The organism is Bacillus andreraoultii, from assembly GCF_001244735.1.
Lineage (GTDB): Bacteria > Bacillota > Bacilli > Bacillales > Caldibacillaceae > Caldifermentibacillus > Caldifermentibacillus andreraoultii.
Map to the genome: position 1 here is coordinate 2250790 of NZ_LN868937.1, position 15254 is coordinate 2266043.

Genomic DNA, 15254 nt, shown 5'->3' on the forward strand with positions numbered 1-15254 from the left:
GATATTTCCTCCTAATTTTTCTTTTACTTTATTTAGTAGTACGTATTGCAAAGTCGCTATGCAATTGGATCAAGGTCATCATAGAATAAAACGACTTAAATCTTTATCCTGTACAATTTCACCTAGTTTTTCATTTACGTATTGTGCATTTATTACAATGGTTTTCATAGAAATATCTGGTGCCTCAAAAGAGAGATCTTCAAGTAATTTTTCCATGATTGTATGTAACCTTCTTGCTCCAATATTATCTGTGTTTTGATTTACTTCAAAGGCAACTTCAGCAATCCTATGAATAGCATCGTCTGAAAATTCTATTTTTATACCTTCTGTTTCTAATAAAGCTACATATTGTTTAATTATTGCGTTATCTGGCTCAATTAATATTCTGACAAAATCTTCTATTTGCAGTTTTTTCAATTCCACTCGAATCGGAAATCTACCTTGTAGCTCTGGTATTAAGTCAGAAGGTTTTGCCATATGAAAAGCCCCGGCAGCAATGAACAATATGTGATCCGTTTTTACTGGTCCATATTTCGTAACAATTGTAGAACCTTCTACGACTGGTAAGATGTCTCTTTGTACACCTTCTCTTGAAACATCAGCAGAGTTATTTGTGTTTTTACTAGCAATTTTGTCAATTTCATCAATAAAAATAATCCCGTTTTGTTCGGCACGATAAATGGCATCTTGAATTACTTCATCCATATCGATAAGTTTATTTGCCTCTTCATTAACAAGAATTATTCTAGCATCTTTCACAGGAAGTTTTCGTTTCTTTTTCTTCTTAGGAAGTAAGTTACTAAGCGCATCCTGCATATTCATACCCATTTGTTCAATTCCTGTTCCTTGAAACATATCAAACATTGATGGTTGTTGTTCCTCAATTTCAATTGTTAAAATTTCATTTTCTAACTCTCCACTAGCTAATTGTTCGCGGATCAGTTCTCTCTTTTTCGCTTTGTTTAGATCTTCTTGTTCTGTTACATTTTGTTCTTCTTGAGTAGGTTGAGTATTTCCAAACAACATTTCAAATGGGTTTTTAAAATTTGTTTGCTTTTGACTAGATGGAACTAAAAGCTCAACAATTCTTTTGTTAGCATTTTCTTCAGCTTTTTCTTTAACAGCGGCCATTTTTTCGTTCTTCACGAGTCGTACACTCGTTTCTACGAGGTCACGAACCATTGATTCAACATCACGACCAACATAACCTACTTCGGTGAATTTTGTTGCCTCTACTTTGATAAAAGGTGCATTTACTAATTTCGCAATTCTTCTTGCAATTTCAGTTTTCCCAACACCAGTTGGACCAATCATTAAGATGTTTTTAGGGATAATTTCATCGCGAATCTTTTCAGGTAATAAGCTTCTTCTATATCGATTACGCAGAGCAATAGCTACAGCCCGCTTAGCTGAATTTTGACCTACGATAAACTGATCTAGTCGTTCTACAATTTGCCGCGGAGTAATATTTAAACTCAAATCATTTCTACCCATACCTTCCACTCCTTCAAACTGAGCTTTCGTAATCTATTCAACCGCTATATTTCTTCAACAAGAATATTTTCATTAGTGAATACACAAATATTGGCTGCTATCTCTAATGAAGCTTTAGCAATTTCTTTAGCGGATATATGTTCACCTGCAAATTGCTTTAATGCTCTACCAGCCGCTAAAGCAAAATTGCCACCTGAACCAATTGCTAATATATCATCATCAGGTTCGATTACTTCCCCAGTTCCCGATATTAATAGCATTTCCCGCTCATCCATAACAATGAGCATTGCTTCTAGTTTTCTTAACACTCGATCACTTCGCCAAAGTTTCGCCAACTCTACTGCTGCTCTTTGCAAATTTCCATTGTATTGCTCTAATTTTCCTTCAAACATTTCAAATAAGGTAAACGCGTCAGCAACAGATCCTGCAAATCCAGCTAAAACTTTCCCATTAAAAAGTCTACGTACTTTTCTTGCGGTATGTTTCATCACGACAGAATTTCCTAACGTGACTTGACCATCTCCCGCCATTGCACCTTTTCCGTTATGACGAACAGCAAAAATAGTTGTTGCATGAAATTGTTCCACTCACGACACTCCTTTAACTCAAGCACGTGGATGATGTGCAAGATACGTCTTTTTTAAATGTTCTTTTGTTACATGTGTATATTCTTGAGTTGATGAAATTGATGAATGTCCTAGTAATTCTTGAACAGAACGCAAATCGGCGCCATTATTTAACATATGGGTAGCAAATGAATGTCTTATCATATGTGGGTGTAAATGCTTCATTTCTCCTGCATTTCGAATCATTTCGTCAAAGATATACCGAATTCCCCTTGCAGTTAAGGGCATTCCTCTTTGATTTACAAAAAGAAAAGGATGTTCATGTTTTCCTAGTAGTTTTTTACGGCCATCTTCTATGTATACGTGCAGCGCTTTTTTGGCAAGTTTCCCATAAGGAACATAGCGTTCCTTCTTTCCTTTACCTTTAACTAGCAGTATCGATAATTGGCTGTCTAAATCACCCAATTGAATCTGTACACACTCACTAACGCGAATACCAGTAGCATACATTAACTCTAATATGGCCATATTTCTTTGACCCGCTGGAGTTGAAGTGTCAATTGACTCAAATAGAGATTGTAGTTCCTCTTCATAAAAAAACTCAGGAAGTTTCTTTTCCTTTTTCGGCATAGAAACGTGAGCAAATGGATTGGCTTGAACATAGGACTCTCTCAATAAAAACTTATAAAGAGAACGTATACTAGAAATCCTTCTTGAAATTGATTTTTTGGCGTATCCTTCTTCATAAAGTTTTGTCAAGTAAAGTCGTGCATCTTGATGTGTCACTTGATCTAAGGTTGGGATCATTTGCTCATTCATGAACATAAAAAAACTTAATAAATCCCGTGAATAGCTGTCAACTGTCAATTGTGAATAATTTTTCTCCAATTGCAAGTACTCTACAAATTCCTGTAACAGTTGTTTACCATTTTCCATCTTAATCACCTCTTTAGATGGCTAATAAATAATAACATAAATTTTCGAATATTGCAATGGAAGTTCATAATTAATTCACAAATTTCTGAAAAGGTTGGGATTTCCTTGTTACCTGCTAAAAACTAAGTCAACTGTAACAACCCACATCTATCCCTTTAAAACTTTATTATCACGCAACATTGAACATTATTACACAACTATCTATATTTTGTCCATAAAAAAAATCTCTAATAACCTCTATATTTTGAAAGTTTTTTAAAAAAGTTTAAATTCATTCACAAAAAAGAAGAGTGAGGAAAGACTCACTCTTGTGGCTGCTCTTTATAATCACAGCTTGAACATTGTATTTGTACACCTTTTTTAATTTTCTTCTCTACCAACATATCTCCGCACTTTGGACAAGGTCTGGAAATTGGTTTATCCCATGATAGAAAATCACATTCTGGATAACGACTACAGCCGTAGAATATTCGATTTTTTTTGCTTTTCCTCTCAACTACTTGACCTTGTTTACACTTTGGACAAGTGACTCCAATTTCTTTTACAATCGCCTTCGTATTCCGACAATCTGGAAAGTTACTACAAGCCATAAATTTACCAAAACGACCCATTTTAATCACCATCGGACTTCCACAATTTTCGCAATCCTCTCCAGCATACTCATCTTTAATTTCTACTTTTTCCATTTCCACTTCGGCTTTTTCTAAGTATACTTTAAAGTCTTGGTAAAATTTATCGATGACTTTTATCCAAGCAATTTTTCCTTCCTCAATTTCATCTAGTTCTTTTTCCATATTTGCAGTAAACTCGACATTGATAATTTCTGGGAAAAATTCAGATATTAATTCTATTACAATTTCACCTAACTCTGTTGGAACAAATCTTTTATTTTCAAGTGCCACATATCCCCTCTTTTGTATCGTATCTAATGTCGGTGCATATGTGGAAGGACGACCAATACCAAGTTCTTCTAGAGTTTTCACCAATCTTGCTTCTGAATATCTTGGCGGTGGCTGGGTAAAATGTTGCTTTGGTTCAATATCTTTCCCTAGTATAGTCTCTCCTTCTTGTAAATCAGGGAGAATGACATCCTTTGACTCTTTTTGGTCATCAGAGCTCTCTACATATACTTTCATAAACCCATGAAATTTTATCTTTGAACCATTTGCGCGAAATATAACGGGTCCATTTTTTAAATCTACAGTCATTGTATCCATTATTGCTGGAGACATTTGACTAGCTATAAAACGTTCCCAAATTAATTTATATAATTTGTATTGATCTCTTGATAAGTATTCTTTTATACTATTCGGCGTTCGAACTGCACTAGTTGGTCGAATCGCTTCATGGGCATCTTGAACTTTTCCTTGTTTTCTACCTTTCAACACTACTTGCTCAGCAAATTTAGCTCCGTATTCCTGGGTAATAAACTCTTTTGCCTCTTGTTGAGCAGTTTCTGAAATGCGTGTTGAATCCGTTCTCATATACGTAATTAAACCAACTGTCCCACTTTTCCCTAAATCGATTCCTTCATATAATTGCTGAGCAATCATCATTGTTTTTCTCGCACGAAAGTTTAGCTTTCTAGCTGCCTCTTGTTGTAGTGATGATGTCGTGAATGGTGGTGCTGGGTTACGTTTTCTTTCTTTATTTGTAATGGATTGGACTGTAAAATGGTCATTTTCCATTTTTGCTAAAACAGCATTTACTTCTTTTTCAGATTTCAGTTCTACTTTTTCGTTTTCTAAACTAAAAAATTGAGCAGGGAAAATAACATCTTTGTAATTGAATTGTCCTGATATTGTCCAATACTCTTCAGGTATAAACCCTTTTATTTCATTTTCTCTATCAATAATTAGTTTTACTGCTACAGATTGTACACGTCCAGCACTTAGTCCTTTTTTAACCTTTTTCCATAAGATTGGACTAATTTTATACCCGACAAGTCGATCAAGAATTCGTCTCGCTTGTTGGGCGTCCACTAAGTCCATATTAATCGGCCTTGGATGCTTAAACGATTCTTTTATTGCATCTTTTGTAATTTCATTAAAAACTACACGGCAGTCTGAAGTTATATCTAAATCTAACGTATTTGCCAAATGCCATGCAATTGCTTCCCCTTCACGATCGGGGTCAGCTGCTAAATATATTTTTTTCGCTTTTTTAGCTGCTGTTCTTAATTCTTTTAATACCGGTCCTTTTCCACGAATCGTTATATATTTTGGTTCGTAATTATTATCAACATCAACGCCGGTTTGACTTTTTGGCAGATCTCTCACATGCCCCATTGAAGCTTTTACTTTATATTTTTTTCCTAAATACTTTTCAATTGTTTTTGCTTTTGCCGGTGATTCAACTATTACTAAGTAATCTGACATATATATCCTCCTTAGAGGTTTCCATTTTCACACTTTTTTAGAAACTTCTGTCATTCATTTTACTTCTATTATTAGAGGTAGTTATTCTAAATGTAAACTATCACTAATTATTAAAGATATTTCTATGTTTTGTCAACAAGAAAGTAAATTATAAGTATAAAAAGACTTATTTATACGTTTATTTTTTGGTTAATAAAACAGTATTACCACTCATTAGGCAGTTCTGATAAAATATCATTACCATCTAAAACTAATTTTGCTCCTTCTTGGATTAGTTTATTTGTTCCTCTTGAAGTTGATGATAAAATAGGGCCTGGTACAGCAAACACTTCTCGGCCTTCTTCAAGAGCTAATTGTGCTGTAATTAATGAACCACTTTTTTCCATCGCCTCAATAACTACCGTCCCAAGTGATAAGCCACTAATAATTCGATTTCTTGAAGGAAAATATGATCTATGGGGCTTTACATAAGGTGGATATTCCGTTAATAACAAATGATTTTTACTTATTTCCGTTGCAATATCAGTATGTTCCTTTGGATATATATGATGAAAACCTCCACCTAGTACAGCTACTGTTTTCCCATTCGAATGAATGGACGATAAATGTGCTTCATAATCTATTCCCTTAGCCAATCCACTAACAATAATATAGTTGTTTTTTACAAGTTGGGGGACAAGTTTACGAACAACATGAATACCATAGTCAGTGGGAGTTCTCGTTCCAACAATTGCAATCATTTTACGATTTAGTATCCCGAGGTCACCTTGATAGTATAAAACTGGTGGTGGTAAATAAATATTTTTCAATATAAAAGGATACTCTTTATCTACTATAGTTATGACGAAAATCTGTTTTTTATTATATTCGGATAAAGTTTCATGTACAGATTTATTGTGGAGGTCGTTATAAAAAGTATTTAGAAAACGTGGGGATATATGAAATTGTTCCTGTAATTTTTGGGGACTCATACGATATATTGATGATAAATCTGGGTCGTATTGTATCATTTTATATAAAGTTTTAACGCCAATACCACGGCATTCATGTAAGTGGATTAACCGCTGTTTCATAGTTAGTGTCACTTAGGTCAACTCCTATACTATTATATTGGAAGAACACCGCAACAATGCGTTACGGTGTTTATATAATATTTAATGTGTTTTACATTTTTCATAAAGACCTTTTTCTTTTAATACTTTTATTAAAGTTTCTCCTATAACTGATGGTGTATCGGCAACTTGAATCCCGCATTCATTCATAACTTTAATCTTTTCATCAGCTGTACCTTTACCACCTGAAATAATCGCTCCAGCATGGCCCATTCTTTTTCCTGGAGGAGCCGTACGTCCGCCGATAAAACCAACAACCGGTTTTGTCATGTTATTTTTTACCCATTCAGCTGCTTCTTCCTCTGCTGTTCCGCCAATTTCACCAATCATAATGACCGCATAAGTTTCTGGATCTTCATTAAAAGCCTGTAAAACATCGATGAAGTTTGTACCATTTACAGGGTCTCCGCCAATGCCAACAGCTGTTGTCTGACCAATTCCTGCTTGAGTTAGTTGGTGAACCGCCTCGTATGTTAATGTACCAGAACGTGATACAACACCGACGTGACCTTTTTTATGAATATATCCAGGCATAATACCAATCTTACATTCGTCTGCAGTTATAACACCAGGACAGTTCGGACCGACTAATCGTGTTTTTTTACCTTCCATATAACGTTTCACTTTAACCATATCTAAAACAGGAATATGTTCTGTGATACAAATAACAAGGTCTAACTCAGCATCAACTGCTTCGATAATTGCATCCGCGGCAAATGGCGCAGGTACATAAATAACAGAAGCCGTTGCACCAGTTGTTTTTACTGCTTCACTGACTGTATTAAAAACTGGAACTCCTTCGATTTCAGTACCACCTTTACCTGGAGAAGTACCTCCAACAATTTTTGTTCCGTATTCGATCATCTGTTTTGTATGAAAAAGTGCTGTTTTTCCAGTTATTCCTTGGACGATGACCTTCGTGTCTTTATTTATGAAAACACTCATTGATTTCCCCCACTCTCTTTCATTTGTCCAAAATTTATATTTTCATTGATTTATCCTCATATTCAATTAAACTAAATCAACAATTTTTTGTGCGCCATCTGCCATAGATTCAGCGGAAACAATATTCAATCCGGATTCATGTAATATTTTCTTACCTAAATCAACATTTGTTCCTTCAAGACGTACTACTAAAGGAACAGATAAGCCAATTTGTTTAGCAGCCTCTACGACACCAGTTGCGATAACATCACATTTCATAATACCGCCAAATATGTTGACAAATATCCCTTTAACATTCGTATCTGACAAAATAATTTTAAACGCTTCCGTAACTTTTTCAGCAGTAGCGCCACCACCAACATCAAGGAAATTTGCCGGTTCACCACCATAATATTTAATAATATCCATCGTGGCCATCGCCAGTCCGGCTCCATTTACCATACAACCAATATTTCCGTTTAACTTAATGTAGCTTAAATCATATTTAGATGCTTCAATTTCTTTCGGATCTTCCTCGTCTAAATCTCGGTATTCTAAAATATCATTATGACGATACAGTGCATTGCTATCAAAGTTTAATTTTGCATCGAGCGCCATTACTTTTCCATCACCTGTTACAACAAGTGGATTAATTTCTGCAATTGAGCAATCCTTTTCTACAAAAACCGTATATAATCCTGTCATAAACTTAACTGCTTGATTAACAAGCTCTTTTGGAATGCCAATATTAAATGCTACTCTTCTCGCTTGAAACGGTGCAAGACCGATTAACGGATCAATAACTTCTTTATGAATTTTTTCTGGTGTTTTTTCTGCAACTTCTTCAATTTCAGTCCCACCCTCACTTGAAGCCATTAAAGTTACTCGAGACGTTGCACGATCTAAAACGAAACCAATATAGTATTCTTTTTTAATATCACAGCCCTCTTCAATGAGTAAGCGTTTAACTTCCTTACCTTCAGGACCCGTTTGGTGTGTAACGAGAGTTTTGCCTAAAATTTCATTTGCATATGTACGAACTTCATCTAAACTCTTCGCAACTTTTACTCCACCCGCTTTACCACGACCACCTGCATGGATTTGCGCTTTAACGACAACAACATTACTATCCAATTCCTTTGCTGCTTCGACTGCTTCATCTACAGTAAAGGCGACTTTCCCATTAGGAACAGAAACACCATATTTTCTAAGGAGTTCTTTTCCTTGGTATTCATGAATATTCATAATCCATCCTCCTGTCATAACAAAATTAAGCTTTGCATATCAATTGTAATATAATATTTGAAAAATTGTCTAGTTTTATGCAAAAATATCTTTCTTCATGTCTAGTTTTTTCGCAATTATACATAAACAAAAAGGGAAGATTCATTTAATCACCCTGTTTTTGTTTATCAATTAAATAGATAAAAGCAAATACTTCTGCTACCGCTCTAAATAATTCTTCTGGTATTGTCTCATTTATGTTTATTTTTTCTAATAGTTCGAGTAAGGCTTCGTCTTCATAAACTGGAACATGGTATTTTTTTGCTTCTTGTAAAATTTTTTCTGCTACAAATCCCCTTCCTTTTGCCTTAACAACTGGAGCATCATGCTTTTTATCATCATATTTTAAAACAACGGCTTCTTTATTTTGTTCCTTCTTATTCAAATTTTCACATCCAAACTCCCCGGTTGTATCGTTTGGACAACCTCATTTGTACTTTTTCTATCATTTTCGTCTATACTATCAAATTTCAAGGAAACAAGCGTGTAATTTATTTTTTCTAAGTTATCATTTAAAACTCGAGTAAAAGGGGAAGCTAATATTTCCATGTTTTTCATTCCACTTAAAATATGAATACTTATCTTCCGGTTTTGAACATACATTCGAGAAATCACTTTACCGACATTTGGCATATCGAGATCAAGAATAATATTACAATAGTCCGGATCAAGTATTCCATCATCTCTTTTCTTACCTATAAATTGAATAGACGTATCCATTAGTTTTTCCTTAAAGGGGATAGGTAAAGTAATCATTAATTGAAGAAAATCATTTTTGTCTATATTATTTAGTTGAATTCCGTTTAGTCTATTCAGTACTTTTTCTGCATCTATTTTCACTTGATTGCCTACGTGATTTAATTGTAATATTTTTACTAATTCACTATTTAACCGAATGCTTTCTTCACTACCTTCTTTATCTACTCTCTCTTTAAAAGAAAATAAGTTCGTTAAATGGTGAAGTACCCGAAAAACATCGTTGCCCTTTCCCCAGTTTGTATTTGAAAATGAATTGGAATCTGCCCGTTTGGTTAATAATAATTCCAGCTCTTTTAAGAGTGGTAAATTTTGAATTCTTTCATCGTTATTTAGACTGAAAAACAAATGCTCTATCATTGATGATAAAGGAACCCCATTTTTTAAAGAATATAAGCTATTAAAAATATTATTTGTTAACGGCAAATGTTCCTTTAACATAAATTTAACTGTTTCAATTACTTTATTTACATCTGTTTCTTGATGAATCCAATTCGCACATTTATTAAGAATCGTTTTGTCAAAAGGAAGATTTTGCTCGTTCCAAAGAACTAGTAATTGCTTCATCCTACTATGATTAGGTAATTTTAAATATGATAATAAGGAATCATAATGATGAATGTTTTCTAACACTTTTAATTGTACTTTTCCTTCTGTATTCATTACTTCAAACCAATAATCTTTTTGAACATCGAGTGGCGCTTCAATTTTAGCAACAATTATTTCATGACCAATTTGTAATCGTGCATGACCAAACTGATCAATGTAATGAACTTTGCCATATAAAATTTGCCCCGGTTTAAAAGAACTGGGGCCGCTAATTTCTTTCGTTGTTAAGGTGTTCGTTAATTTCATCGAATTAATATTCATGAAGCACTCATCCTAACCAATAACTAATATGTACTTTACTGATTATTTTTTATCATTTCTCTAATGGGAGAAAATGATTTTCTATGGATTGGTGTTGGGCCATATGTACGAATTGCTTGTAAATGTTCACTCGTACCATAGCCCATATTTCGCTCAAACTGATATTGTGGGTACTTCTTACTATATTCAACCATTAATCGATCCCGATAAACTTTCGCCACGATAGAAGCACTAGCTATTGAAATTGATAAAGAATCTCCTTTTATAATTGATTGTTGACTAACAGGAACGTCAAGTTTCATTGCATCAATTAATAAATAGTCTGGTAACAAATTTAACTGCTGTATTGCTCCGAGCATAGCTTTTTTTGTTGCTTGATATATATTTAACTCATCAATATCTTTCGCACTTATTATACCTATTCCAACAGCTACCGCCTTTTCAATGATTACCTTATAGAGTTCCTCACGCCTTTTTATTGATAATTTTTTAGAGTCATTCACTCCTGGTAAGTATGCATCATTCGGTAAAATAACAGCTGCAGCAACAACAGGTCCTGCTAATGGTCCTCTACCTACTTCATCAATTCCCGCTATCAATTGATATCCTTGTTTTCGCGCTTCATTCTCGTATTGCATCATTTTTCTCAAACGCTCTTTTTCAGCAAATTGTATTTCTTGTTTTTTCTTCCAACGTTTTATGAGCTCTTGTACACCTTTTCTTTCATCTAAAAGACATTTTTTTATAAAAGGATCTTCGTCATCTGAAATAGTACGGAGCGTTGATTCTATTTCTTTAATCGTTTGTTTCATTACTTACACCCATTTCAATAATCATATCCGATGGCACCTCGAACGTTAGTCTGCCCAGTTTCAAAGAACGAATGTCGCGAATGATAACATCTGCTGTCTTATCGTAGTCAACGAGACCTCCACCCATGAGACACCCACGTTTCTCTCCAATTGCATCAAAAATTTCAACAATTTCTTCTGGAATAGAGTCAAAACCATATCGTTCTTTTAGACGATCGGGATATTCTCTTTCTAAGAAGCGCAACGCAAAAACAGCTATATCTTGTAAATTTAAAATCGTATCTTTAATTGCACCCGTTAAAGCTAAGTTATAACCAACTGTTTCATCTTCAAATTTTGGCCATAAAATACCGGGTGTATCTAATAGCTCGAGCTCTTTTCCGACTTTTATCCATTGTTGGGTTTTCGTCACCCCCGGTGTATTACCTGTTTTCGCAATATTTTTCTTAGCTAAGCGATTAATCAAAGTCGACTTTCCCGAATTTGGGATTCCCACAACCATTGCGCGAATGGCTCGTGGCTTTATCCCTTTCGCTCTCATCTTATCAAATTTTTCATGAACAAGTTCTTTTGCTTTTATTCGTATTGTTGATAATCCATCCCCTGATTGCGAATTAATAGGAATTGCAACAACGTTATGCTTTTCAAAATAATTTATCCACTCTTGTGTTTTTCTTGTATCTGCTAAATCTGCCTTATTCAATAAAACAATTCGCGGTTTATGATTAATAATTTCATCAATCATTGGATTACGAGATGAAAGAGGAATCCGTGCATCAGTTAGTTCAAAAATAAGATCAACTAACTTGAGCTTTTCCGTAACTTCTCTTCTTGCCTTTGCCATATGTCCAGGAAACCATTGGATTGTCATGAAACTTCCTCCTTCCTTTATTTAATGTATAAAACGAAAATCTTCCAGAGGCCAATAAATGATGTTAGCCTTTCCTAAAATTTCATCGATTGGGATAGGTCCAATATGACGACTATCTTTACTATACCGACGATTATCACCCATAACAAAAACATGTCCTTTAGGAACTTCAACAGTAAAAGGATCTGTTAACGTTCCTCCTATTAATTCCTTTTTATACTCTTTTAAGTATGGTTCGTCTATCTTTTTTCCGTTTATATATAACGTGTCATCTTTGTATTCTATCTTATCTCCAGGAAGTCCAATAACACGTTTAATATAATCCTTTTCTTCTGTTGCATGGAACACAACAATATCAAATCTTTTTGGTTCCCCTACTTTATAAGACAATCTATTAACAATCATTCGATCACGGTCTTCCAAAGTGGGCATCATTGACTCTCCATCTACTATTATTGGGGTGAAAAGAAAATAACGTATCGCAGCTGCTAATAGAGCCGCAATGACAATGATTTTTATCCACTCCCATAGTTCACTTTTCTTTGCCATCATTAAAATCCTCGCTTCACTATATTAATTATAAAGATCTCTTTTTTATATATAATGTCGTCATTTAAACGACTTTCTATTATTTTACAAGAAATTAGAGATGTTAAGCAAACTTTGTCCGTTTTATGTATAAGTAAATTGTATAAGATTAAAAAAAGAGCTTGGCGCACAAGCTCTTTTTTTAACGTGTATGATTCGAATAAATCGAATCATTTATTTATTAGCGAATTTCTTTAATACGCGCTGCTTTACCACGTAAGTTACGTAAATAGTAAAGTTTTGCTCTTCTAACTTTACCGCGACGAACAACTTCAAGTTTAACAATTTTTGGTGAATGTACTGGGAAAGTACGTTCTACACCAACGCCGTATGAAATTTTACGAACAGTGAATGTTTCACTGATTCCGCCACCACGACGCTTAATTACAACACCTTCAAATAATTGCACACGTTCCCGGTTTCCTTCAACAACTTTAACATGAACACGTACAGTGTCACCAGGTCGGAATGCAGGAAGGTCTGTGCGAAGTTGTTCTTTTGTAATTTCATCGATAATACCTTGCATTCGATTCAACTCCTTCCAACAGATGCTCTTGCATAGATTACATTGCAGCGGAACACCGTTTTAACGGGTAAAGGATAACAAGTCATCCAAAACCACAAGATATATGTTACCATAATGTTCTATACAAAATCAATAACTTTTATCATTTTTTGTCTTTCAAGTCATCGAGTAGGCGCTTTTCCTCAACAGATAAAGGGTAACCTTCAAGTAAATCAGGGCGTCGTTCTAGTGTGCGTTTTAAAGATTCCTTTTTTCTCCATTCATCAATTAATTTATGGTTACCAGATAAGAGTACATCAGGAACTTTAAATCCTCGATATTCTGGCGGTCTTGTATAATGAGGATGTTCAAGAAGACCCGTAGAAAAGGAATCCTCAATAGGCGATTTTTCATTACCTAAAACACTCGGTAATAACCTTACAACACTATCAACAATAACCATCGAGGCCAACTCCCCGCCAGTAAGGACAAAGTCACCAATTGATATTTCATCCGTCACAAGCTCACGAATTCTTTCATCGTAGCCCTCATAATGACCACATATAAACAGAAGATGGTCTTCTTTTGCTAACTCTTCCGCTTTCTTTTGGGTGTATCGTTCACCTTGGGGACAAGTTAAGATGACTCTAGGTAATCCATTCGTTTCTTTTTTAATATGCTCAACTGCATTAAAAATTGGTTCAGGTTTTAATACCATCCCAGCCCCGCCACCATATGGATAATCATCAACCGTATGATGCTTATTTTGAGCGTAATCACGAAAGTTAGTGATATAATATTCAACCTGTCCTAACTCGCTAGCTTTCTTTAATATCGATTCATTTAATACACCCGTAAACATGTTGGGGAAAAGTGTTAATATATCAATCCGCATTATTCGAACAACCCTTCCATCGGTTCAATCCAAATCGTTTTCTCGTCAAGATCGACTTTTTTTACAACGTCTTTAATAAATGGTATGTAATGTTCTTTTCGATCCTTACCTTTAATAACCCATACATCGTTAGCACCAGGGGTTAGTATTTCAGTAACCTTTCCAAACTCAACTCCATCAAGACCTTTTACGATACACCCAATAATTTGGTGGAAATAGTACTCATTTTCATCAAGTTCCTCCAATTGCTCAATGGAGATTTTTAATACGCCACCTTTAAAACCTTCAACATCATGAATATTGGAGTATCCTTCAAATTGTAGTAAGTCAAAATTTTTATGACGGCGCCAACTCTTAATCGTTAATGTTATCGGTTCTTGGCTATTTTGCAAAAATAACTGTAGTTTTGCCCCTTTCTGATATCGGCTTTCATGAAAGTCAGTTACTGAAATTACACGAACTTCTCCATTTATCCCATGAGTATTAACAATTTTTCCGACGTTAAAATATTTTTGCAAATAAATCACCTCTATTTAATATCTTCTATTATTCCATCTTTAATCGTGATCGTTCGCTGTAATAAAGACTCATTCCAGTTATCACCAACTTCTACAGAAACAAGTCCTTGAATTTCCGTTTCCTTCAACTCAGAACCAAGAGGTAGTATTTCTAGTTGTTCGATTTGAAAGTCAATTTGTTTAATATTTTCAGAACGTTCATCCATTTGCTTATTAAAATATGAACGCAATCGCTCATTAGAAAATTTATTTGTCTTTTCTAAACGTCTCATTTCAAATTTTAATTGTTCGATTTCATTCAATAGTTGCTGCTTTTTTAAATGAAAGGAAGTTTTTAGCTTTTGCTTACTCGTTTCTGTTAAAATTTGTTTGACTGTAATTGTTGTAATTATTTGCAACGAACCCTCCCCCTTTTACTCATCTGAAAAAATTATATGTTAAAATCGATGTTTCGTAAATATGTCCAATAAGATGAAAAAAGGAGGGTATACCCAAAAGGGTCCCCTCCTTATTCTGTAATTTCTAGAAAAACCTTCTTATTCTTCTCTGTTGCATGTGCATGAGCATAAACAACAGTTCGAATCGCCTTAGCCACTCTTCCTTGTTTCCCAATAACTTTGCCAATATCTCTATTATCTACACTAAGTTTGTAAATAATTCGATGATTATCCTCTTCGACAGCAATCTTCACGTCATCGGGAAAATCTACAAGGGGTTTGACGATAGTTTCAATTAAATTCTCCAT

The 15254-nt window shown here is 34.6% G+C and carries 17 protein-coding genes; all 17 read right to left on the reverse strand.

Going from position 1 to position 15254, the window contains the following annotated elements; genetic code table 11:
- Positions 1 to 78: 78 nt before the first annotated feature.
- A complete protein-coding gene (hslU, locus tag BN2144_RS15985) occupies positions 79 to 1494 on the reverse strand; it encodes an HslU--HslV peptidase ATPase subunit (RefSeq protein WP_033829230.1) in 1416 nt (471 codons plus the stop codon).
- A 44-nt stretch (positions 1495 to 1538) separates the two neighbouring features.
- Positions 1539 to 2081, reverse strand: coding sequence for an ATP-dependent protease subunit HslV (gene hslV, locus BN2144_RS15990; RefSeq protein ID WP_033829231.1), 543 nt, complete (start codon positions 2079 to 2081; stop codon positions 1539 to 1541).
- Positions 2082 to 2099: 18 nt separating this feature from the next.
- Complete coding sequence (gene xerC, locus BN2144_RS15995; protein WP_033829232.1) at positions 2100 to 2996, reverse strand: tyrosine recombinase XerC; 897 nt, start codon at positions 2994 to 2996, stop codon at positions 2100 to 2102.
- Between the two features lie 302 nt (positions 2997 to 3298).
- Positions 3299 to 5374 (reverse strand): type I DNA topoisomerase, encoded by a 2076-nt coding sequence (gene topA, locus BN2144_RS16000; protein WP_033829233.1) that lies wholly within the window; start codon positions 5372 to 5374, stop codon positions 3299 to 3301.
- A gap of 203 nt (positions 5375 to 5577) precedes the next feature.
- Positions 5578 to 6447: a DNA-processing protein DprA gene (gene dprA / locus BN2144_RS16005; RefSeq protein WP_033829420.1), complete on the reverse strand. Its 870-nt coding sequence runs from the start codon at positions 6445 to 6447 to the stop codon at positions 5578 to 5580.
- Between the two features lie 81 nt (positions 6448 to 6528).
- Complete coding sequence (gene sucD, locus BN2144_RS16010; RefSeq protein ID WP_033829234.1) at positions 6529 to 7431, reverse strand: succinate--CoA ligase subunit alpha; 903 nt, start codon at positions 7429 to 7431, stop codon at positions 6529 to 6531.
- 66 nt (positions 7432 to 7497) lie between these two features.
- Positions 7498 to 8655 (reverse strand): ADP-forming succinate--CoA ligase subunit beta, encoded by a 1158-nt coding sequence (gene sucC, locus BN2144_RS16015; protein WP_033829235.1) that lies wholly within the window; start codon positions 8653 to 8655, stop codon positions 7498 to 7500.
- 145 nt (positions 8656 to 8800) lie between these two features.
- Complete coding sequence (locus BN2144_RS16020) at positions 8801 to 9079, reverse strand: EscU/YscU/HrcU family type III secretion system export apparatus switch protein (protein WP_033829236.1); 279 nt, start codon at positions 9077 to 9079, stop codon at positions 8801 to 8803.
- Positions 9076 to 10320 (reverse strand): hypothetical protein, encoded by a 1245-nt coding sequence (locus tag BN2144_RS16025; protein WP_033829237.1) that lies wholly within the window; start codon positions 10318 to 10320, stop codon positions 9076 to 9078. Before BN2144_RS16025 ends, BN2144_RS16020 begins: the two co-directional genes overlap by 4 nt.
- 35 nt (positions 10321 to 10355) lie before the next feature.
- Entirely contained in the window at positions 10356 to 11132 is a 777-nt protein-coding gene (locus BN2144_RS16030; protein WP_033829238.1) for a ribonuclease HII, read from the reverse strand.
- Positions 11116 to 12003 carry a ribosome biogenesis GTPase YlqF gene (gene ylqF, locus BN2144_RS16035; RefSeq protein WP_033829239.1) on the reverse strand — a complete coding sequence of 296 codons (888 nt, stop codon included), beginning with the start codon at positions 12001 to 12003 and terminating at the stop codon, positions 11116 to 11118. Before ylqF ends, BN2144_RS16030 begins: the two co-directional genes overlap by 17 nt.
- 21 nt (positions 12004 to 12024) lie before the next feature.
- Entirely contained in the window at positions 12025 to 12555 is a 531-nt protein-coding gene (gene lepB, locus BN2144_RS16040) for a signal peptidase I (protein ID WP_033829240.1), read from the reverse strand.
- A 217-nt stretch (positions 12556 to 12772) separates the two neighbouring features.
- Entirely contained in the window at positions 12773 to 13117 is a 345-nt protein-coding gene (gene rplS, locus BN2144_RS16045) for a 50S ribosomal protein L19 (protein WP_033829241.1), read from the reverse strand.
- Between the two features lie 142 nt (positions 13118 to 13259).
- The gene (gene trmD, locus BN2144_RS16050; protein WP_033829242.1) at positions 13260 to 13991 is read right to left on the reverse strand and encodes a tRNA (guanosine(37)-N1)-methyltransferase TrmD; all 732 of its coding nucleotides are present in this window, start codon (positions 13989 to 13991) and stop codon (positions 13260 to 13262) included.
- Positions 13991 to 14509, reverse strand: a complete 519-nt coding sequence (gene rimM, locus BN2144_RS16055; protein ID WP_033829243.1) for a ribosome maturation factor RimM — start codon at positions 14507 to 14509, stop codon at positions 13991 to 13993. The genes trmD and rimM overlap by 1 nt, the downstream gene beginning before the upstream one ends.
- An 11-nt stretch (positions 14510 to 14520) precedes the next feature.
- Positions 14521 to 14907, reverse strand: coding sequence for a YlqD family protein (locus BN2144_RS16060; RefSeq protein ID WP_033829244.1), 387 nt, complete (start codon positions 14905 to 14907; stop codon positions 14521 to 14523).
- A gap of 110 nt (positions 14908 to 15017) precedes the next feature.
- Positions 15018 to 15254 (reverse strand): KH domain-containing protein, encoded by a 237-nt coding sequence (locus tag BN2144_RS16065; RefSeq protein WP_033829245.1) that lies wholly within the window; start codon positions 15252 to 15254, stop codon positions 15018 to 15020.